16 protein-coding genes are annotated in these 21,743 nt (G+C 69.5%); 14 read left to right on the top strand and 2 right to left on the bottom strand.

The annotated features are described in order from the left end of the window. The first annotated feature begins 96 nt into the window (after positions 1 to 96). From glgC to ACVTJA_RS46475, 6 genes are all read left to right on the top strand, one after another. Positions 97 to 1,344 (top strand): glucose-1-phosphate adenylyltransferase, encoded by a 1,248-nt coding sequence (gene glgC, locus ACVTJA_RS46500; protein ID WP_465830552.1) that lies wholly within the window; start codon positions 97 to 99, stop codon positions 1,342 to 1,344. Positions 1,345 to 1,589: 245 nt separating this feature from the next. Next, a complete protein-coding gene (locus tag ACVTJA_RS46495; protein ID WP_465830550.1) occupies positions 1,590 to 2,675 on the top strand; it encodes a type III polyketide synthase in 1,086 nt (361 codons plus the stop codon). Continuing rightward, positions 2,669 to 3,244, top strand: coding sequence for an isoprenylcysteine carboxyl methyltransferase family protein (locus tag ACVTJA_RS46490; RefSeq protein ID WP_465830548.1), 576 nt, complete (start codon positions 2,669 to 2,671; stop codon positions 3,242 to 3,244). The genes ACVTJA_RS46495 and ACVTJA_RS46490 overlap by 7 nt, the downstream gene beginning before the upstream one ends. Further along, positions 3,237 to 3,524: an acyl carrier protein gene (locus ACVTJA_RS46485; protein WP_465830546.1), complete on the top strand. Its 288-nt coding sequence runs from the start codon at positions 3,237 to 3,239 to the stop codon at positions 3,522 to 3,524. Before ACVTJA_RS46490 ends, ACVTJA_RS46485 begins: the two co-directional genes overlap by 8 nt. 74 nt (positions 3,525 to 3,598) lie before the next feature. Beyond that, positions 3,599 to 5,308 carry a fatty acyl-AMP ligase gene (locus ACVTJA_RS46480; protein ID WP_465840681.1) on the top strand — a complete coding sequence of 570 codons (1,710 nt, stop codon included), beginning with the start codon at positions 3,599 to 3,601 and terminating at the stop codon, positions 5,306 to 5,308. A gap of 340 nt (positions 5,309 to 5,648) precedes the next feature. Continuing rightward, the gene (locus ACVTJA_RS46475) at positions 5,649 to 6,746 is read left to right on the top strand and encodes an NAD(P)/FAD-dependent oxidoreductase (RefSeq protein WP_465830544.1); all 1,098 of its coding nucleotides are present in this window, start codon (positions 5,649 to 5,651) and stop codon (positions 6,744 to 6,746) included. A 26-nt stretch (positions 6,747 to 6,772) separates the two neighbouring features. On the opposite strand, the gene ACVTJA_RS46470 is transcribed toward ACVTJA_RS46475, so the two are convergent. Continuing rightward, the gene (locus ACVTJA_RS46470; protein ID WP_465830542.1) at positions 6,773 to 7,360 is read right to left on the bottom strand and encodes a hypothetical protein; all 588 of its coding nucleotides are present in this window, start codon (positions 7,358 to 7,360) and stop codon (positions 6,773 to 6,775) included. 230 nt (positions 7,361 to 7,590) lie between these two features. Between ACVTJA_RS46470 and ACVTJA_RS46465 the strand changes: the two genes are divergently transcribed. The 8 genes from ACVTJA_RS46465 to ACVTJA_RS46430 all read left to right on the top strand — a co-directional run bounded on the left by ACVTJA_RS46465 (position 7,591) and on the right by ACVTJA_RS46430 (position 19,957). Then, positions 7,591 to 8,736: a peptidylprolyl isomerase gene (locus ACVTJA_RS46465; protein ID WP_465830540.1), complete on the top strand. Its 1,146-nt coding sequence runs from the start codon at positions 7,591 to 7,593 to the stop codon at positions 8,734 to 8,736. A gap of 26 nt (positions 8,737 to 8,762) precedes the next feature. Next, positions 8,763 to 13,253 (top strand): PKD domain-containing protein, encoded by a 4,491-nt coding sequence (locus ACVTJA_RS46460; protein WP_465830539.1) that lies wholly within the window; start codon positions 8,763 to 8,765, stop codon positions 13,251 to 13,253. Next, on the top strand, positions 13,250 to 13,810 hold the full coding sequence (locus ACVTJA_RS46455) for a hypothetical protein (protein WP_465830537.1): 561 nt from the start codon (positions 13,250 to 13,252) through the stop codon (positions 13,808 to 13,810). Before ACVTJA_RS46460 ends, ACVTJA_RS46455 begins: the two co-directional genes overlap by 4 nt. A gap of 12 nt (positions 13,811 to 13,822) precedes the next feature. Then, positions 13,823 to 17,737: a hypothetical protein gene (locus ACVTJA_RS46450; protein WP_465830535.1), complete on the top strand. Its 3,915-nt coding sequence runs from the start codon at positions 13,823 to 13,825 to the stop codon at positions 17,735 to 17,737. A 152-nt stretch (positions 17,738 to 17,889) separates the two neighbouring features. After that, a complete protein-coding gene (locus ACVTJA_RS46445; RefSeq protein WP_465830533.1) occupies positions 17,890 to 18,183 on the top strand; it encodes a helix-turn-helix transcriptional regulator in 294 nt (97 codons plus the stop codon). Positions 18,184 to 18,254: 71 nt separating this feature from the next. Beyond that, positions 18,255 to 18,521: a hypothetical protein gene (locus ACVTJA_RS46440; protein ID WP_465830531.1), complete on the top strand. Its 267-nt coding sequence runs from the start codon at positions 18,255 to 18,257 to the stop codon at positions 18,519 to 18,521. A gap of 139 nt (positions 18,522 to 18,660) precedes the next feature. Beyond that, positions 18,661 to 19,221, top strand: coding sequence for a Uma2 family endonuclease (locus ACVTJA_RS46435; protein WP_465830530.1), 561 nt, complete (start codon positions 18,661 to 18,663; stop codon positions 19,219 to 19,221). A gap of 175 nt (positions 19,222 to 19,396) precedes the next feature. Next, the gene (locus ACVTJA_RS46430) at positions 19,397 to 19,957 is read left to right on the top strand and encodes a Uma2 family endonuclease (RefSeq protein ID WP_465830528.1); all 561 of its coding nucleotides are present in this window, start codon (positions 19,397 to 19,399) and stop codon (positions 19,955 to 19,957) included. Between the two features lie 9 nt (positions 19,958 to 19,966). On the opposite strand, the gene ACVTJA_RS46425 is transcribed toward ACVTJA_RS46430, so the two are convergent. Continuing rightward, positions 19,967 to 21,643 carry an FAD-dependent oxidoreductase gene (locus ACVTJA_RS46425; protein WP_465830527.1) on the bottom strand — a complete coding sequence of 559 codons (1,677 nt, stop codon included), beginning with the start codon at positions 21,641 to 21,643 and terminating at the stop codon, positions 19,967 to 19,969. Positions 21,644 to 21,743: the final 100 nt, after the last annotated feature.

The following is a 21,743-nucleotide window of genomic DNA, read 5'->3' as shown; positions in this document are numbered from 1 at the left end:
CCGTGACGCATGAAGACATTGTCCCCGCGGAGCCGGGAGGCCGGACAAAGCCGGGCGGGCCCCTATACTGCGCGGCCGGGAGGGACACAGCACCGCATGGCCACGCGCATTCTCGGGATGGTCCTCGCAGGCGGGCAGGGAACGCGGCTGGCGCCGCTCACGTTGCGGCGTTCGAAGCCGGCGGTGCCCTTCGGGTCGAAGTTCCGCATCATCGACTTCGCCCTCAACAACTTCATCAACTCGGGCATCTTCTCCATCTACGTCCTGACGCAGTTCAAGGCGCAGTCGTTGACGGAGCACATCCAGCGCGGGTGGCGTTTCGGCTCGGTGCTGCTGTCGGACTACTTCATCACGCTCGTGCCGGCGCAGATGTACCTGTACGAGGAGCTGGGGCCCGTCTGGTACCGGGGCACGGCGGACGCCATCTACCAGAACATGCACCTGGTGGAGAACCACCGCCCCGAGCACCTCGCCGTCTTCTCCGGCGACCACATCTACAAGATGAACGTGGCGCACATGCTGGAGCTGCACGAGGCCCAGCGCGCCGACATCACCATCGCCGCGTACCCCACGCCGCTCGCGGACGCGCACCGCTTCGGCGTCATGCAGGTGGACGAGCGCGGCCGCGTGACGGAGTTCCAGGAGAAGCCCCAGGACCCCAAGCCCATCCCCGGCCGGCCGGACACGGCGCTCGCCAGCATGGGCAACTACATCTTCCGCAGCAAGGTGCTCGCCGAACTCCTGGAGGTGGACGCGAAGACGGAGGGCTCGCAGCACGACTTCGGCAAGGACGTGCTGCCCCGCGCGCTGCGCGACGGCTACCACATCCAGACGTACGACTTCGCGAAGAACCCCATCCCCGGGCAGACGGGGCCCAACACGTACTGGCGCGACGTGGGGACGCTGGACGCGTACCACGAGGCGTCCATGGACCTGGTGTCCGTCAACCCGGAGTTCGACATCTTCAACGCCGAGTGGCCGCTGCGCACCGGCAGCGAGTACAGCCCACCGGCCAAGTTCGTCCACGAGTCGGGCGAGCGCGTGGGCCGCGCGCTCAACTCCATGGTGGCCGGAGGCTGCATCGTCTCCGGCGGCGTGGTGCGCGAGAGCATCCTCTTCCGCCGCGTGCGGGTGAACAGCTACGCCAAGGTGGAGCGCTCCGTCGTCTTCGACGAGGTGGACATCGGCCGGCACGCGCAGGTGAAGAATGCCATCATCGACAAGGGCGTGCGCGTGCCGCCCAATGCGAAGATTGGCTTCGACCTCGAGGCCGACAAGGCACGCGGCTTCACCGTGACGGAGTCGGGCATCACCGTGGTGCCCAAGGGCTACCGCTTCGAGTAGGCTGCGCCTCCCGCGTTCAAGCCCTGTTCAAGCTTCGGGTGCATTCCTTCAGCGGGGCTGGACGCTGTCTGCCGTGAGACAGCGCGCTCCCGACGACTTCTCGGAACCGTGTCGCGCGTCTAGCGTACGACAATGGTACAGGGTTCGCGTCCGGCGGCATTCATCCAGGCGCGGCGCGTCTCGCGTCGGGCCGGGCAGCCGGGTAAGCGTCATCCCGCGATGGTCGCGTAGGATTCGAGAACTCCATGCACAGCAGCGCATCCGGCCAGGACAGCTCGCCCTTCATCCACGCGGTAGGTCGTGCCCTTCCCCCGCACTACGCCACGCAGGAGCAGCTCATCGCGGCCTTCCGCGAGCTGTGGGCCACGCGGCACTTCAACCTCGAGCGGCTGGAGGACCTGCACCGCGCCGTGCAGGTCGGCGGCCGCCACCTCGCGCTTCCGATTGAGGCCTACCCGCCGCTCGTCACCTTCCAGCAGCGCAACGACACCTGGATTCGCGCGGCCACGGAGCTGAGCGAGACGGTGGTGCGCCAGGCGCTGGACAAGGCGGAGCTCCGGCCGGTGGACGTGGACCACGTCTTCTTCATCACCGTGACGGGTATCGCCACGCCCAGCATCGAGGCGCGCGTGGCCAACCGCGTGCGCTTCCGCGACGACTTCAAGCGCACGCCGCTCTTCGGCCTCGGGTGCGTGGCGGGGGCCACCGGCGTCGCGCGCGCCGCGGACTACCTGCGCGCCTTCCCGAAGCACACCGCGCTCGTCATCGCCACGGAGCTGTGCTCGCTGACGTTGCAGCGGGAGGACCTCTCCATCCCCAACATCATCGCCTCCGGCCTCTTCGGAGACGGCGCGGCGTGCGCGGTGCTGCGCGGCGCCGAGGCGCCCGGTGCGACGGGCCCGCGCGTGGTGGCCTCGCGCTCCGTCTTCTACCCGGACACCGAGCGCGTCATGGGCTGGGACGTGGTGGACTCGGGCTTCAAGGTGGTGCTCTCCGCCCGGGTGCCCACGCTGGTGAAGGAGCACATCCGCGGCAACGTGGACGGCTTCCTCGCGGAGCATGGCCTCACTCGCGGGGATGTGCGGCACTGGGTGGCGCACACTGGCGGGCCCAAGGTGCTGAAGGCCTTCGAGGAGGCGCTGGAGCTGGAGTCGGCCACGCTGGAGCGCTCGTGGGCGTCGCTGCGCGAGGTGGGCAACCTGTCCTCGGCGTCGGTGCTCTTCGTGCTGGGCGAGACGCTGGAGAACGCCGGGGCGCGTCCTGGTGACTGGGGCATGGTGATGGCCCTGGGCCCGGGCTTCTGCGCGGAGATGGTGCTCCTGCGATGGTGACGTCCACCCACGCCGTCTTCCTGGGCTTCATGGCGCTGCTCGTGGCGGAGCGGTTGGTGGAGCTGGTGCTCTCCAAGCGCAACGCGGACCGGGCCTTCGCGCGGGGCGGCGTGGAGACGGGGCAGGGGCACTACCGCTTCATGGTGGTGTTCCACACGCTGTTCCTCGTGGCCTGTGTGGCCGAGGTGCTCGTCCTGGAGTCCCCCTTCCTGGGAGCGTGGGGCTGGGTGGCGTTGGGTGGGGCGGTGGCGGCGCAGGCCCTGCGGTACTGGGCCATCGGCACGCTGGGTGACAGGTGGAACTCGCGCATCATCGTAGTGCCGGAGTTGCCGCCGGTGACGGGCGGGCCCTACCGGTTCCTGCGTCACCCCAACTACGTGGCGGTGGTGCTGGAGCTGGCGTGTGTGCCGCTCATCCACGGCGCGTGGCGGACGGCGCTCTTCTTCTCGGTGGGAAACGCGGCGCTGCTCTTCGTGCGGATTCGCGCGGAGGAGGCGGCGCTCGGCGACGCGTATGCGCGTGCGTTTGCCCACCGTCCCCGCTTCATCCCGGAGGTGCCCCGTGACTGAGTCCGAACTCGAAGTGCTGGCGGAAATCCGCCGCATCGCCGCCGACGAGCTGGAGTGGAAGGGCGCGGTGGAGCCGGGGCATGACCTCCTGAAGGACCTGCAGCTCGACAGCCTGGGGCTGACGGTGCTGGCGGTGGGGCTGGAGAACCGCTTCCGCATCCGCCTGTCCGAGGAGGACGCGCAGGATGTCCGCACGGTGGCGGACCTGGCGAAGCTGGTGGCGCAGCGGGCCGCCGCCGCGGCGGCGAAGGGCGCGCAGGGCCCTGAGGTACGCCCGTGAAGGGCGTGGAGGCTGGAGGCGCGTCCGTGAAGGGGCCCTCCCTTCCCGCGCTGAAGTACGCGACGGTGAATGCGATGCTCGCGGCCACCGCGCGCACCACCCCGCACGGGCTGACGTTCGTGGACGCGGCCGAGCGCGAGGTGTCCGTGCCGTGGGAGGAGGTATACCGCCGTGCACGGCGCACGGCCGCGGGGCTGGCGCGGCTGGGCGTGCGCGAGGGTGAACGGGTCGCGCTGCTGCTGCCGACGTCGCCGGGCTTCATGGACGCATACTTCGGCACGCTGCTCGCGGGCGCGGTGCCGGTGCCGCTCTATCCGCCGGTGCGGCTCGGCCGGCTGGAGGAGTACCACCGCTCCACGGCGCGGATGCTCCAGGTGACGGCGGCGGTGGCGGTGCTGACGGATTCGCGGGTGCGGCTGCTGCTGGGGCCGAGCGTGGAGCGGGCGCGTCCCCGCCTGGGCTGCCACACGGTGGACGAGGTGGCTCGCGGGGACGAGGAGCACGAGGTGCCCGTGAGTCCGGAGGGACTGGGGCTCATCCAGTTCTCGTCCGGCTCCACGGTGGACCCGAAGCCAGTGGCGCTGACGCAAGGGGCGCTGATGTCGCAGGTGGCGGCGCTGGAGGTGGCCATGCCGCTGCGGCCGGGGACTCCGCAGGTGGGCGTGAGCTGGCTGCCGCTGTACCACGACATGGGGCTCATCGGCTGCGTGCTGTCCGCGCTGTACTACCCGGGCAACCTGGTGCTGATTCCGCCAGAGGCCTTCCTCGCGCGGCCCGCGCTGTGGCTGCGCGCGCTGTCGAGACACCGGGGCTTCATCTCGCCCGCGCCCAACTTCGCGTATGGCCTGTGTTTGAAGCGCGTGAAGGACGAGGAGATGCAGGGGGTGGACCTGTCCTGGTGGAAGCACGCGCTCAATGGCGCGGAGCCGGTGTCCGCGGACACGCTGCGCCGCTTCGCGCAGCGCTTCGAGCGGTGGGGTTTCTCCGCGCGGGCGCTGCGGCCGGTGTACGGGTTGTCGGAGGCGTCGCTGGCGGTGACCTTCCCGCCGGAGGGGCGGGGCCCACGCTCGCTGGGCGTGGACGCCGGAGTGCTGGCGCGAGAGGCGCGGGTGGAGACGGGGACTCGCGAGCTGGTGAGCGTGGGCGCGCCGGTGGCCGGCTTCGAGGTGGAGGTGCGCGACGGCGTGGGCGCGGCATTGCCGGAGAAGCGGGTGGGGCGCGTCTTCGCCCGGGGGCCGTCGTTGATGTCGGGTTACTTCGGAGACGCGGAGGCCACGGGCCGGGCGCTGTCGGCGGACGGCTGGTTGGACACGGGAGACCTGGGCTTCGTGGCGGACGGCGAGCTGTACCTCACGGGCCGGGCGAAGGACGTGGTCATCATCCGCGGGGCCAACCACGCGCCGCAGGCCTTCGAGGAGCCGCTGCAGGCGGTGGACGGCGTGCGCACGGGCTGCGCGGTGGCGCTGGGCTTCACGCCAGAGGGCGGCGAGGACGAGGCGCTGCTCATCCTCGCGGAGCGCGCTGCGCCGGGCGTGGGTGACGAGGTAGAGGAGCACATCCGCGCGGCGGTGGTGGAGGCCACGGGCGTGCGGCCGCACACGGTGAAGCTGCTGGAGCCGGGGACGCTGCCGCGCACGTCGAGCGGCAAGCTGCGGCGGACGGAGGCGCTGCGGCGCTACCTGGCGGGAGAGCTGACGCCGCCGAAGAAGGTGGGCATGGTCGGCATGGCGGTGGAGATGGCGAAGAGCGCCATCGCCATGGCGAGGGCGGAGCACGATACGTGAGCGGGAGCGTGGCTGGTTCAGGGCGCCGACGCTCCCAGCACTCCGCTCCATGCCACCAGGCGGCGGGCTGGCGGAATGAGTGTTCCTTCCGCCGCTCCCGGCCGCAGGGAGGCGCCTCATGCCCACCCTCTTGGGAGGCGGGCCGGTGGAATGAACGTTCCTTCCGCTGCTTCCGGCCGCCGGGAGGTCCCCCTCGTCGTGCGGGCAGTCCTCGTCCTCGTGTCCTGAATGGATCGGCGCGCTGCGCCCGATGCTTCGACATGAGGCTGCGCGAGCCACATGCGCCCGTGCGGTCCGAGCGGGGCACACGGAGCATGATGAAGAGCCGGGGGCGAGCCACGTGAGACGGTACGACGTCGCGGTGGTGGGCGGAGGCCCGGCCGGACTCGCCGTGGCCATCACCACCACCGCGCGCGGCCTGAACACGGTGGTGTTGGAGCGCGCCACGGTGCCCGCCGACAAGGCCTGTGGTGAGGGCCTGATGCCTCCGGCGCTCGCGGTGCTGGACCGGCTGGGTGCGTTGGCACTTCTGGACCGGCGCGAGAGCTCGCCCTTCGTGGGCATCCGCTACGTGCAGGAGGATGGCTCCACGGTGGAGGGGCTGCTGCCCGGGGCCGGTGGCCTCGGCGTGCGGCGAGTGGCCCTCGCCTCCGCACTCGTAGCCCGAGCCCGCGACGTGGGCGTGGAGTTGCGCGAGCGCACGCAGGTGCTGTCCCACCGTCGCACCCGCGAAGGCGTGACGCTGGAGACGGCGGAAGGCCCGGTGGAGGCGCGGATGTTGGTGGCGGCGGACGGGCTCGGCTCGCCGCTGCGGCGCGCGGAAGGGCTGGACGTGGAGTCCACGGGCCCGAGGCGCTTCGGCCTCCGTCGCCACTTCCAATTGGAGCCGTGGACGCCCTACGTGGAGGTGCACTTCGCGGACGGCGTCGAGGCCTACGTCACGCCCGCCGGGGCCCGCCGAGTGGGGCTCGCCTTCCTCTGGGAGGACGGCATCGTCGATGGGCGCGTGAGCTTCGAGACGATGCTCGCACGCTTCCCCCGCCTGTCCGAGCGGCTCGCGGGAGCCGCGCCGGATTCGCAGGCACGAGGCGCGGGCCCCCTCGCACGAGTTGCGAGGGCACGTGTCGCGGACCGCTTCGCCCTCGTGGGAGACGCCGCCGGCTACGTGGATGCACTGACGGGAGAGGGGCTCTCTCTCGCCTTCGCCTGCGCGGAGTCTCTGGGCACGCTGCTACCCGATGCACTGGCGAAGGGCGCGACACAGGACGCCCTCCGCCCCTACGAGGCCAGCTTCCAGCGCGTGTTCCGCAAGTACGCCTGGACGACGCGCGCGCTGCTCATGCTGGCCCGCCGTCCCCGGCTGCGCCGCCCCGTGGTGCACCTGCTCGCGAAGGCGCCCTGGCTCTTCGAGCGCATCCTCCACGCCGTGGTGGCTTGAGCCGGTGGCGCGTTGTCGCTGGCGTGCTACGGCTTCGCGGCCTGGCCCAGGAGCCGCTTGACGACCTCGTCCGCGCGGACGTTCTTCATCTTCTGCTCGAAGAGCTTGCTGTCCCGCTCCCACTGGTCGGAGATCATGGTGGTGATGACCGGGATGGAGTCGCAGTGGGTGAGCTTGATGTGGACTTCGCCGAGGTACACGGCCTTGCCTGCTTCGACTTCGAACTCCGTCCGGGTCTCCTTGTAGATGGGACGGAAGGACGGACTGTCTTTGATCTGCAGGCTTCGGATGCGGTACGTCCCCTCGAAGAGCGCCTTGACCTGGAAGTGGCCGGGAGGCGATTGGAACGCCTGTTCGATGGACGGGTCGTTCACGGGAATCTCACTCTCGTACCCGTGACTGGCAGAGGGGTCCTGGTAACCGAGCGTCGCGGTGGGGGTCTCACCCTCCTTGCAGTCAGTGGAGAAGCGGGTCGAGACGATGATCAGCCCCTTCCTCCCGTTGTCCGCGAGACGGTAGTCACCAGCGGCGTCGTTGCGAGCGCTGCTACGGGTGCTCCCGCATCCCGCGCCAAGCACGACGGACAGGGCGATTCCAAATAGATGAAGGCGCATCGCTGCTCCTGGTTCGAGGACCGCGTACCGGGCCTCTTCTATCGCACCTGACGCGGAAGCTCCCCGCCGGCCGTAGACCCGCAGTCCACAGCGCCCCCACGCAGTTGCCTCGCAGGCAACACGTGGGCGCATGCGCGGAGCCGCGCTCCCTCGGGACGTTCCGTGGGCCCGGTCCTTGCTCAGGGCCGGGCCCGACGCATTCCCGTTCCCGACAACCGCTCCCGGTGCCCATGGAAGCCACGCCTTCTCGCCCTCGTTCTCGAACATCCGTCCGCCGGTGGCTCCTCGCAACCGGCCTGCTCTCCATCGCCCTCGGTGGCTTCGCGGCTTCTTCCGCCTATGACTCGGGCCGGCTGGACCTGCCCGAGGAGCAGGACGTCGCGCTCGTCAACGACAAGCCCGTCTCCCTGGAGCGGTTCAATCACCTGCTTGCCTTCACCGCCGCGCGCGTGACGACGGAGGACGGCCGCATCCCCGACGCGGACGCGCTGCTGCTCAAGAACTCCATCGTCCAGAAGCTCATCGATGAAGCCGTCACCGACGCGGCCGCGAAGGAGCAGGGCCTCGAGGTCTCCGAGAAGGACATCGATGTGGCCTTCGCGGCCTTCGAGCAGTCCTTCCCCACCACCGAGGAGTTCAAGCAGTACGTGGAGCGCACCCCGGATGGCAGCACCGGCATCCGCGCCGACATCCGCCAGCGCCTCCTGCGCGAGCGGCTGGCGAGCAAGGCCGTGGAAGTCCCCTACGACGAGGTGAAGCGCTACTACGAGAGCTACCCGGAGAGCTTCCACCAGCCGAAGCGGGTGAACGCGAGCGAGGTGCTCATCCTCCCCGGCAAGGAGTGCTACGCCCGGGCCAAGGAGCTGCGCGAGAAGGTGAGCGAGGGCGCCATCGCCTTCGCCGACGCGGCCCGCGAGTCCTCGGAAGGCCCCACCCGTGCCCTCGGCGGCGCGCGCATGGGCCTCACCGAGGACACGGTGGACCCGGAGGTCTGGAAGGCCCTCGTGGAGCTCGAGCCCGGGAAGCTCACCGGCGTCATCGAGACGAAGGAGGGCTGTCGCTTCCTGCTCGTGCACGAGGTGCTGCCCGAGCTGGACCGCAAGTTCGAGGACGCCGCGCCCGCAATCCAGGCCGGCCTGGAGCGCCTGTACGCGGATGCCCGGCTGAAGGGGCTGCTCGGAGAGCTGCGCGCCAAGGCGCAAATCAAGGACCTCTTCGCTGAACGCTACGCGGCGTTGCTCGCGGAGCTGCTGAAGCCCACCGCCACCTCCGACCACGTCTCGTTCTCCCTCTCGACCACCTCGGCGCCGCCGCAGCCCGTCCCGGCCGGCCCGGTCGCCATTCCCTCCTCTCCGCAGAGCAGCCCGCGCCCATGAGCCCCGTCCCCATCTGGAGAACCATCGTGAAGCGCATCCCATGGACCGCGGCCCTCGTCCTGCTCCTCGCTGCCTCCGCCAGCCAGGCCGCGGACTTCTCCGGAAACCAGCAGGTCAAGACCACGGGTGACTATTGGGTGACCGCCGAGGACGGTTTCCTCTGGCCCTTTCTCGTCGAGTGCACCCAGACCGGCTTCTCGCCCGCGCCATCGGTGCAGATTGCTCCAGGCTCCGGAGACCCGGGCGCGCCCACAGCGGGGCCGTTCTCCCTCCCCGCGGCCTGCTCCATCTTCGATTCGAATGGGGACAGCCAGCCCGAGTTCCACTTCAGGCTGACCTACAACTCTCTTCGGGACCTGGGCCTGAAGACCGTCACCTGCAACGGCAAGTACGCCAACCCCAACTACTGCTGGAGCGGGGTCGCCCCGCCATGCAACGTCATCTGTGACCCCGCGGCGATCAGCAACTTCGCCACCCCCGTCCGCTTCTTCATCAACGTCGTCAACTCGCCGCCCGCGGCCAGCATCAATCACACGCCCACGCCGGCGTGGAACAACACCGTCACGCTCCGCGCCAACTCGAGTGACGGGGATGGCGGCGCGCTCACCCATGCGTGGCGCATCGTCAGCAAGCCGCCCATGTCTCCCGCGACGCTGACGAACGCGAACACCGCCAACCCCACCATCACCTTCACCAGCGACCGGGATATCGGCACCTACAACTTCGCGCTGGACGTCGCCGACAACGAGGGCGAGCTGAAGACCTTCAGCTACTCGTTCACCGTCCCCAACGTCCCGCCCAACATCAGCGTCGCCGGAGCCACGGAGATTGACGCCAACACGCCCATCAACCTCACGGCGTCGCCCACCAACGACGTGGACGGCGGCGCGCTGACCTTCTCGTGGGACATCCTGGAGGCGCCCACCCGCTCCGGCATGGCTCCGACGACGGGCTACGCCACCACGCCGGGCATCAACATCCCCACCACCGGTCTCCACGTGGGCACCTGGCGCTTCCGCGTCACCGCGCGCGACAACGAGGGCGACACCGACTCCGAGACAGTCACCGTCACGGTGCGCAACCTGAAGCCGCGCATCTCCTTCGCCGGCCCCACCGAAATCGACGTGGGCCAGGCGCTCCAGGCGTCCACCACCGTCACCACGGATGACGACGGAGGCAACCTCACCTTCAAGTGGGAGCTCCTCCAGGCGCCGCAGTCCGCGGGCGTGTCCCCGCTGGCCGTGCTGTCCACCAGCGCCTCCGTCACCCGCGCCACCACCGCCAGCTCCGCCGGCACGTGGATTCTGCGCCTCACCGCCACCGACGACGAGGGCGAGTCCGTGCAGCAGGAGCGCTCCATCCTCGTGGATGACGTACCCACCGCGGACATCTCCGGGCCGGACGTGGCGCACCTGCTGGAGTTCCCCCTGGTGCTGGACGGCACCGGCTCGGTGGACCCCGACTCGCCGTGCCCCAGTCAGCCCAATCGCTGCCACGTGACGGACAGCGGCCCCGCTCGGAACATCTCGCCGGGCATCGTCAGCTACACCTGGTACGTGGTGGACATCCCGCCGGACGCGTGGGGCGAGTACACCACCGGCCGCGTGGATGACGTCTTCTTCGTCCCCGCGCACAACGCCACGCTGTCGCTGGACTGGGGCGACATGCAGCCCGGCCAGTGGCAGTTCGAGCTGGAGGTTCATGACGGCGAGGGCAATGTCGCGCGCACGCGGCACACCGTCGTCGTCGTCCCGCCCCAGACGCTGCCGGCCGCCGTCCTCAGCGGCTCGGCGTGGTACCTCGTCAACCTCGCGGGCGTGCTGCCCAACGCCATCGTGGTGAACGGCTCCGCCAGCTTCGACCTCGACAACGTGGTGACGGGCACGCCCGGCTCGGGCCTGGGAATCACGAACTACACCTGGTCCGCGGTGCCGCCCGTCGGGTGTGCCTCGCCCTCGCTGCCGAGCGGCCCCTCGGCCAGCGTCCTCACCCTCTACCCGGCGGGTGCCGCCGTCCCGCCGGCCTGCCAGGGCTTCTGGAGGATTCGCCTCACCGTCACCGATGACGACATGCCCTCGCAGACCAACTACGCGGAGACGGGCGTCACCATCGGCAACTGCCTGTCCGGCGTCTGCGTGGACGCGCCCACCACCCTCACGCCCGCCATCGTCCAGTCCTTCGACAGCGCGGACATCGACGTCTACTACCACATCGATTCCTCGCTCTACGAAGACCCGCTCTTCGCCCTGGGCATGTACACGCTGCTGGAGGTCTTCCCCACCGGCAGCGCCACGCCCGTCTATTCCGCGTACGAGCTGAACGTCCCGCCGATGAGCAAGGGCCTGCCCCTGGTCTTCAACTGGAACGGGTACACCAACGCCGGCACGCGGCCTCCCACCGGCCACTACGACGTGCGCGTGACGCTGCTCGACTTCTCGCTGTCTCCGACGCCCTTCGTCGGCTTCCAGCCGCACGCCATCCAGACGGAGACCGTCACGCTCCAGCTCGCCAGCTCCGCGCCGTACCTCGACCGCTCCGCCGTGGTGGCGGGCACGGGCAACGTGACGTTCGACTACCGCGTGGACGGCGCCCTCTCCATCTCCAGCGTGCAGTGGCGGGTGCTCAACACGTCCGGCAGCGTCGTGGCCAGCGGCAACACGCCGAGCGCCGCCGCCATGGGCACCTTCTCGTGGAACGGCCGCGTGGGCTCCACGCCCCAGGCCCCGGGAAAATACCAGATGGAGGTGGAGGCGTTCCGTAGCGGCCGCTCCCTGGGCGTGTCGCCGCGCGTGCCCTTCTACCTCTACGACCTGGGCCTCGAGGTCCCCGGCCACGCCATCCCCGCCAGCGGCCTGTCCATCGCGGTCAACTCGGACGACGACGATGCGAACGGCGTCGTCGACTCGGCCCAGGCGCCCGCCGCCGCCGGTGAGAACGACCTCGTCGCCGTCACGCTCCGCTTCCAGCCCCGCGTGGACGGCCAGCTCGTCCTGAGCACGGGAGGGCCGGCGCTCTTCAAGGTGTGGACCAACGCGAACAAGACCACCGAGCTGGTGCTGCCCAAGACGTTCAACCTCCCGGCGGAAGCCGTCCCCGCGCAGGTCTACGTCGAGGCCCTGCTGCCCGGCTCGCCCGTGCTTCAGGTGGAGTTCCGGCCGCCCACGGGCACCGCGCCGCCGCGCAAGGAGCTGAAGCTCAACCTCTGGAACCTGGCGACGATGAATGACACCAACAACGACTTCCGCATCACGGGAGCCGACACGCAGGCGCTCTTCGTCCGCGTGGGCCTGTGGGACTTCGCCTTCCGGCTGGCGGCGGATGCCTTCGGCCTCGTCGACACGCTCTACAACGAGGAGGACCAGTCGCGTCTGGCGGCCGCGGCCACCCCGGACAACTTCATCGGCCGTGACTCGCGCCGCTTCTACTACCAGCTCACCGACGCGGCGCGGAACACCAACGCCGCCACGGTGGAGGAGTACGCGCTGGAGTGGTTCACCACCGAGGCGGACGGCACCACCGTCCAGGACTCCCCGGCCACCAACCGCACCGTTACCCTCACCGAGACGGGGGCCAACACGGGCATCTTCGTGTCCCAGGCGGTGATGGTGGTGGCGGACCCGGTGGACCGGGACCAGGCGACCAACACGGGCCTTACGGCGCACCCGGGCAACGCGGCCTACGACGCGGCGAACCACCGCGTCCGCCAGACGAAGAACCCGGACGGCCGCGTGGTGGCGAGGTACCAGCCCATGGACCCCGCGGCCTCGGTCACCCTGCTCAAGACGCCGCTCTTCCAGCGCCTGCCCGAGGAGCGCCGGGTCATGACGGTCCGCGTCTTCAACTTCCAGGACCCGGCCAACCTGGGCATCGCGGCCATTCCCGCGGCGACGGTGACCACCCTCACGGACATCCTCCGGGAGCGGTTCATCCCCATGGGGGTTCGCGTGGAGGTGGTGCACACCGCCGCCACGGACGTCATCAGCCTGCCCGTTGGCAGCGCGGTGAACCTGAACAACGTCGGCACCTTCACGGGCAGCCACGGGACGCTCGCGCCCTCGGCGGACCAGCAGGCGCTCATCAACCTGGCGCGCGGAGTGGACCCCGCCACGCCCGCCAACGCCAACACGATCTACATGATGCTCGTGGGCAACTTCTCGTCGGGTGACCGCGGTCAGTCCTTCCCGGACGGGTGGATTCCCGGAGCCTCCACCGCGAGGAACTTCGTCTTCGTCGCGGGGCGGGCCGCCGCCAATGACTACTCGGGCGCTCACGAGGTGGGCCACATGGTCACCAACGCCACGCTGACGGCGGGCGAGGCCGGTGGAGGGACTGCCGGCTGGGCGGGGGGCGGGCACTACGGCGGCGTGCACGACGTCTTCAACCTGATGCGGAACGGAACCATCACCTCCGCCCCGCGCAACATCGGCAACACGAAGCGGCTGTGGGACGACACCGCCGTCCACACCATTCAGCAAATCACCCGCGCGCGCGGCACGCGCTTCATGAGGAACCCATGATTCGGCGCCTGTTGGCTGTCCTGGCACTCACCCTTTCCTCCATGGCGCTCGCCCAGTCCAGCGCCGTGCGGCTCGGCCGTGACTTCGCCACGGATGACGGCCTCGGCCGCATCTCCGCCTTCACCCGCTTCGAGAAGGAGGTGACGCCCGCGGCGCGCGCCTCGGCCCTCTCGGACATCTGGGAGTCGGTGGAAGGCAAGCCCGAGGCGGAGGCCGTGCGCGCCTCGGTGCTCTCCTACCTGGTGTCGAAGCCCGTGAAGGAGATGCCGTGGGACGCGCGCCTGGGCCAGCACGTGGCCGAGGCGGGCAAGGCGAAGAGCGTGGGGCTGCGCCGGCTGTCCCTCAACACCTTCGCGCGTCGCGGGCCGGACGTCGCGAAGGAGGAGACGCTCACCTTCCTGGACGACACGGACGACACCGTGCGCGAGCTGGCCGTCACCGAGGTGTCGCGCTGGGCCGACGGGAAGATCGTCCTCCGCGACTACGTGACGAAGCACGGCCAGTCCACCAAGCACAAGGGCTCGGTGTCGCGGGCCCGGTTCCTCCTCGACAAGTAAAGGACTCCCTCCTTGAGCCTCACCATTTCCTCCCACCGCCTGCTGGCGGTGCGGCGTCCTCTCGTATTGCTCGTGGCGCTCGTCCTCGTCTGGAGCCAGACGTCCCTGGGCGGTGGCGCGGCCGATGCCGGTCCGCCCCAGCCCGTCACGGGCGGCTTCCTCATCCCCTTCGGCGTTGGTGTCGACGAGCTGAACGGGCGCGTGCTGGTGGCGGACACCGCGAACCGGCGCATCAAGTACACGGCCATCTCCACCCTCTCGGGCGGCAGTCCCTCCTGGTCCGAGGTCGGCTTCGTGATGGACCCCACGCAGGAGCAGGCCCTCAACCAGCCGCAGGGCGTGGCCGCGGACGCGCAGGGCAACCTCTACGCCGTGGACAGCGTGGGCGGCGAGGTGGAGCTGTACCGGTGGAACGCCGGCACCTCCAGCTACACGTATGACCCGGCCTTCGCGTCCACCACGCGCAACAGCGTGGCGGGCCTGACGATTGCGCAGCCGAAGGACATCACCGTGGGGCCCATGGGGCGGGTGTACCTGCTCGACTCGGGCAACAACCGCATCCTCGTGGCGGACGGGCCGGACGACACGAGCTGGGAGGTGGCGCTGTCGGACCCCACGTGTTTCAGCCCCAGCGGCTTCGACGTGGGGCCGGACGGCACCTTCTACATCGCGGACACGGGCCACCATCAGATTGTGAAGGTTCCGCCGGTGGGCGCGCCGCTGCGCTTCGGTTCGAATGGCACGGGCGCCAACCAGTTCCGCAGCCCGCGCGACGTCGCGGTGTCGCCGGATGGAATGATGTGGGTGGCCGACACGCAGAACCACCGCGTCACCGTCTTCCGGTCGGACGGCACCTTCGACTCCACGCTGGGCGTGGCGCCGCTCTTCACCTCGCCGCAGAAGCTGGAGATTGACGGGCTGGGGCGCGTGTTCGTCATCGACTCGGACGCCGCGCGGCTCGTGGCCTTCCTGGGCTCGGGCGCGCCGATGCCCTTCGACTTGTACGTGCGCGACTACCTGGGGGACACGGGCACGGAGCCCACGGCGACGAGCTTCACGCTGTCCTCGCCGGACATCCTCGTGCGCCACCGGCCGGACGTGAACCTGGCCACCGCGGCCCAGAACGGGCTGGGCTACTACGCCTTCGAGCAGCCGCGCTTCGACACCAACAACTACGTCTACGTGATGGTGCGCAACCGCAACAGCGCGCCCGCCACCAACTCCTCGGTGAAGCTGTACTGGGGTGACCCGTCGTCGCCGCTCGTGTTCCCCAACAACTGGAGCGAGGACGGCTTCTACGAGAGCTACTCCAGCTCCACCGTCAACGTGCCCGGCAACGCGCTCTCGGTGCCCACGGTGCCCGGTGCCACCATGACGGCCCACGGCGTCACCGTGGTGGGCCCCATCCTCTTCCGGCCGCCCGCCCCCGAGTCCGCCACCGCGGGCGACGGCCGCTTCACGCTGACGGCGCGCGTGACGAACCTCTATGACCGGCTGACGCCCGGCACGGGACTGGACGAGGTGCGCAAGAACAACAACCTCGCCATCCGCCCCGTCCAGGTGGCGCGCGGTCCGTTCCCCGACGGGAACCAGGACACGCTGGTGCTCCGGGTGGACTTCTCGGACATCATGGGCAGCGCGGACGAGGCCACCGTCACCTCGCGCGTGGACGCGCTGACGCAGTGGATTTCGGAGGTCAGCTACAACCAGGCCACGCTGCTCCCCATCTTCAAGGGCCCGCTGGCGCTGGGGCACGACAGCACCGAGTACTCCGGCAGCGACCAGACGCCGCTGGTGGAGCTGGCAACGGACGCGCTGGACAAGCTGCTGTTCGACGAGCCGGGCGCGTTGGACGGCCCCACCGCGGACCCGTCGGATGACATCGACCGCGTCATCCTGGTGGTGAACGACCCGGGCTTCACGCGCGACTGGGCCACCACGGGCAACTGGCCGTACACGGTGGGCGGCACCACGCGCTGGCTCTCCGTCTCCATCCAGGGCCCGAGCAACTCGCTGGCGCAGTTCGCGCATGGCTACTCGCACCAGTTCGGCCTGGTGGACCTCTTCCCGCACGAGAACGTGGAGTTCCCCGTCGCCGAGCCCGCCAACCATTGGGACAACATGGCGCTGCCCTTCGAGGGCGCCCACCCGCTGGTGTGGTCCAAGCAGCACGCCGAATGGGTGACGAGCAGCGGCGGGCAGATTCTCTTCATCCCCCGTCCGCCCGGCACGTCGCCGCGCACGGGCCAGCCGGCGATTCCGGTGAGCTTCCAGAGCACGCTGGTAGGCGGGCAGTACGGCGCCATCGCCATTGGCCTGACGCCGGGCGTGACGTCCTTCGAGGAGGAGACGCACTTCTACTGGGTGGAGTCGCGCACGCCGTCGCTGACGAACCGGGACCAGACGGTGCCGCAGAAGGGCGTGCTCGTGTACTACGCGAACAAGGCCATTCCGCAGGGCCAGGTGCCCGTCGTCATCCGGGACCGCACGCCGGCCACCACGGTGGGCGACGCGGCGCTGGGCGTGGGGGACTCGGATGCGCCTCCCGGCACGGGCATCACCGTGCGCGTGACGGCCGAGCGCCCGTCCAATGGCGGCTTCGACGTCACCGTCGATTACACGCCGCCCGTCGACTACAACGTCCGCATCCGCAAGGGGAACCCCGAGTGGACGAGCCCCGACATCTGGGTGGACAACCAGGAGGACGGCGGCGGCTACAACACCACGCAGGTGGACGAGCGGCCCATCGCGGACCAGGACAACCGCATCTACGCCCGCGTCTACAACGACGGCCCGGCGGACGCGTACGACACGGAGGTCCGCTTCCTGCTCTCCGCGCCGTACCACACGGTGGACGGAGAGGGCTCATTCGACCTCTACAAGATTGTCTACATCCCGGTGATTCCGGCCGGCGAGTCGCGCGACATCTACGTGGTGTGGAAGCCCGTGGGCGTGGATGACCCGCACAACTGCGTGAAGGTGCAGCTGCGGCGCATGACGTCGGACACGAACACGAGCGACAACGACGCGCAGCAGAACCTCTGGGTGAAGCAGTCCAGCCACGCGAGCCCGTACGACGTGGTGGACTTCGGCTTCCAGTTCAAGAACGCCAACGAGAAGGAGGAGCAGCTCGTCTACTTCCGCTACGAGGGCGTGCCGGGCCACTGGAAGCAGGAGTTCGGGCCGAAGAAGGCGACGGTGAAGCCGGGCGAGCTGCTGGAGGGACACCTGGTGTTCCAGCCCGACGAGAAGGACAAGGACTGCGTCTCGCACGACGCTCACGTCACCGCGTGGACTCCGCGAGGGGACACGCTGGTGCGGATGGGCGGAGCCACCGTGCGCGTGCCGCTGCGGCGCCGCACCACCGTGTTCATCGAGCCGCCCGAGGTGAGCAAGGTGAGCTGCAAGGAGTTCCCCGCGTATCACCAGGAGCCGGACGAGAAGCGCAGGGTCTACTTCTATGACCCGAAGAATCCGCCCGAGGTGTGCGGCATCATCCTCGTGAAGGGCTACACGAAGCCCGAGCGGCCGGGACAGAAGCTGCTCCTGCGCTACACGGATGGGGACGGCAACCCCGTGTACCAGACGGTGACGACGAACAGCAGCGGTGCGTTCGAGGACTACCGGCTCACGGTGGCGGGAGGGAAGTGGTCCGCCACGGCCATCTACCCGGGTGACGGGAAGTGCAGCGGCTCGGGGCGGACGGACACAGTCGTCCTCGAGGTGCCGCTCGACTCGAAGGGAGACCAGGACCAGGACGGGCTGCCGGACAAGGAGGAGGTCCAGGGCGACGCGGACGGCGATGGACTGCCGAACGTGCTCGACACGGACAGCGACGCCGATGGCATCCCGGACGGCAAGGAGCCGCCCGGCGACGACGACAAGGACGGCGTGGACAACGTCGTCGACAAGGACAACAAGGGCTGAGCTGACGCTCGGCCCGTAGCGCCGGAGCCCGGGTACTTCGCGTGCTCGGTGCTTCCGCCCCTGCCGCGAGTCGAGGCGCTGCGGCACCTCGCCGAGCGGCGCCTCGCGGAGGGAGGGCCGACGCTGGGGCTGGCCTGGGAGACCTGGCGCGGGTGGCGGGGTTGAGCCCGTACCACTTCCTCCGCGTGTTCAAGCGCGAGACGGGCGTGACGCCGCATCGCTTCCTGATGCAGGTGCGGGTGCGGCGCGCGCTCGAGCTGCTTCGTGACACCTCGCGGCCGGTGACGGAGATTGCCTTCGACGTGGGCTTCGGCGACCTCTCGAACTTCATCAACACGTTCCGTCGCGAGGTGGGGTGCTCTCCGGCGCGCTTTCGCAAGACGACGCCGGAGGACTGGGCGTCCACGGTGCTCGCCGCGCGCAAGGGGGGCGGGGCGGAGGCCTGAGTCGAACCAGAGCGTGTCATGCGCGGGAACGTTTTCCAGGCGGCAACTGTCTGACGCGCGGGAGGTGGTGGATGCGTCATTGGCTCGTCGTCGTGTCGTTGCTGGGCCTGGTGGCCTGTGAGGAACAGCAAGCCCCGGAGCCGCGGGAGGAGTCCGGGCCGGTAGCGCCAGTACCCGCGCCGTACCCCGTGCAGACCGTGCAGACCCTGCGCGGCCCCGTGGAGTGCGACGACGAGTGGGGGTGCAGTTGCTTGAAGCACACCACCGAGGAGTCCTGTCGCAAGAACAAGCGTCCCTGCTTCTGGCACGAGGACCAGTGCAAGGCGACCTACGAGTAATTGCCATGTGACTTCCTGGATTGCCTGAATCCATCAGGATGTCAGAGGTCGGGTGCATGCTGCACACATGACCGATGACATTCAGGTGGGCGGGGAGGCGCGGCTTGCGAGGCGGTACGTGGAGCCGCATTCTGGGGACATGAGCAAGTCGCGACTGGAGTGCCTGTACGAGGAACTGGAGCGACTCCCTCCGAATGTCGTCGGCGAAATCATCGACGGCGAGCTGCACGTGAGTCCCCGCCCTCGGACGCCGCACGGGCGGGCGGCTTTCCGGCTCGGTAAGCGGCTGATGCCGTTCGATGAGGAACCGGGACAGGAAGGGCCAGGAGGTTGGGTCTTCATTCCCGAGCCCGAGCTGCATCTGGGCGGCGATGTTCTGGTGCCCGACCTCGCGGGATGGAGGCGCGAGCGCATGCCTGAGATACCGGATGTCGTCGGTGTGGAGCTTGCTCCGGACTGGCTCTGTGAAGTGTTGTCGCCGTCCACGGAGAAGCTGGACCGGGCCCGGAAGATGGCGGCGTATGCGAGAGAGGGCGTGAAGCACTTGTGGCTCGCGGACCCGCGTCCCCAGACGCTGGAGGTCTACCGGTTGGAGGGAAGCCGGTGGCTGCTCCTCTCTACCCACGAGGGGAATGCCACGGTCCGCGCCGAGCCCTTCGAGGCGCTCCCGCTGAAGCTGGCCTCCCTCTGGGAACGCTGAGAGGCTGTGAATTCTTGCAAGGCGACCTACGAGTCATCGCCGTGTGACCTCCTGGATTCCATGACTCTGTCAGGATGTCAGAGGTCTGATTCATGCTGCACACATGACCGATGACATCCAGGTGGAGGGGGAGGCGCGGCTTGCGAGGCGGTACGCGGAGCCGCATTCTGGGGGCATGAGCAAGTCGCGACTGGAGAGCCTGTACGAGGAGCTGGAGCGACTCCCGCCGGGCGTCACCGGCGAAATCATCGACGGCGAGCTGTACGTCAGCCCGGGGCCACGCTTCATCCACAGTCGGGCTGCCAGCCGGCTGTTCAAGAAACTCGTACCCTTCGATGAAGAAGAAGGTCAGGAGGGGCCTGGCGGCTGGGTGATTCTGTTCGAGCCCCGCCTGCATCTAAGGCGCGATGTGGTGGAGCCCGACCTCGCGGGATGGCGGCGCGAGCGAATGCCAGACGGGCCGGACACGATTGGCGTGGAGCTCGCACCGGACTGGCTCTGCGAGGTGCTGTCTCCCTCCACCGAAACCCTGGACCGGAAGCGGAAGATGGCGGTGTACGCCCGAGAAGGCGTGAAGCACGTCTGGCTCGTGGACCCGCGGCTCCAGACGCTGGAGGTCTACCGGCTGGATGAGGGCACCTGGCGCATGCTCGGCACGCACACCGGCAAGGACCTGGTCCGCGCCGAGCCCTTCGAAGCGCTCCCGCTGAAGCTGGCCTCCCTCTGGGAGCGCTGACCTCGCGCCTCACATCACCGTGGGGTGCAGGAAGCCATGAATCGCCTGCACCACGACGGAGCCCTCGCCCACGCTCGACGCCACGCGTTTCACCGAGCCCGAGCGCACGTCCCCCACCGCGTAGATGCCCGGCCGCGATGTCGCGAACGGTGACGCGAGCGTCCGCCCCCGCGAATCCACTCCCGTCCGGATGAAGCCCTTGCCGTCCAGCTCCAGGCAGCCGTTGAGCCACTCCGTGTTCGGCTCGGCGCCAATCATCACGAAGACGTTGCCGATGCGACGTGTCGTCAGCTGCCCGGTCGGCCGGTGTGCCCACGTCACCTCCTCCAGGAACCGGTGCCCCGCGAGCCCGGTGATTTCCGTGCGCGTGTGCAGCTCGATTCGCGGCGAGGACTGGATGCGCTGCACGAGGTAGTCGGACATCGTCGCGGCCAGCCCCTCGCCGCGCACGAGCAGGTGGACCTTCGCCACCGTGCGCGACAGGAAGACGGCGGCCTGTCCGGCGGAGTTGCCACCGCCCACGACGATGACCTCCTCGCCCGTGCACAGGTTCGACTCCATGGCCGTCGCTGCGTAGTGGATGCCCTGGCCCTCGAAGCGCGCGAGGTCCGGCACGTCGAGCTTGCGGTAGCGCGCCCCCGTGGCGATGACCACCGAGCGCGCCGACACGGTGCGGCCGTCCTCCAGGTGCAAGCGGTACGGCGTGCTCTCGCAGTCGATGCCGGTGACGGAGCGGGAGATGATGAGCCGCGCGCCGAACTTCTGCGCCTGCACCTGCGCCCGTCCCGCGAGCGCCTGTCCGGAGATGCCGGTGGGGAACCCGAGGTAGTTCTCGATTTTGGAGCTCGTCCCCGCCTGGCCTCCCGGCGCCAGGCCCTCGAGCACCAGCGTCTCCAGCCCCTCGGATGCCGCGTATACCGCGGAGGCCAGCCCCGCGGGCCCCGCGCCCACCACGGCGACGTCGTAGGCATGGGCGGCGTCCACCGTCTCGTTGAGCCCCAGGTCATCCGCGAGCTCGGCGTTGGTGGGGTTGCGGTACACGTGCTCGCCGGGGGCAATCACCACGGGGAGCTGCTCGGGCGTGAGGTGGAAGCAGTCGAGGAAGCCGCCGGCATCCGGGTCCACGTCGGTGTCGAGCAGCCGGTAAGGATAGCCATTGCGCACCAGGAAGCCCTGGAGGCGGAGCGTGTCCGCGGCATGGCCCGCGCCAATCAGCGCCACGCCTCCCTGCGCGTGTTTGATGAGCCCCACGCGGCGCAGGATGAACGCGCGCATGATGATTTCGCCGATGTCCGTCTCGTTGCTCACCATGCGCCGGAAGTCGCTCCGCTTCACGCGCAGCACCCGGCTGTCGCCCCGGGCTCGGCCGCTCACCAGAATCTGCCGGTCGTTGAAGAGGTCCAGCTCGCCGGTGAACTGGTGCTCGTCGTGGACGGCGAGGACGTGGGGCGCGTCCTCTTCGTCCGTCGCGAAAATCTCGATGGTGCCTTCGAGCACGAAGAAGAAGTCGACGCTGCGCTGCCCGCGCTCGAAGACGGGCGTGCCGTCGGGCAGCCGCTCCTCCTGGCCGTAGGCGGCGATGCGCTCCGCCATCTCCGCGTTGAGCCGCGGGAAGGTCTGCGCTTCGCGAGCATAGGGGTCCGTCGGGTCCAGCCCCGGCTCGCTCGTGACGGGGGGGATGTCCATGCCCCGAAGCTGGGAAGGCCTCCGGAGCGTCGCAATGAATCCCCGCCGGGTGGGCGTGGGGGCGCTGCCACGCCGCCCGGAGAGGAGGCGGCCGGCGCGG

Source organism: Pyxidicoccus sp. M6 (assembly GCF_055568925.1).
Note: the sequence above shows the minus strand (reverse complement) of the source record. Positions and strands in the feature narration are given on the sequence as shown.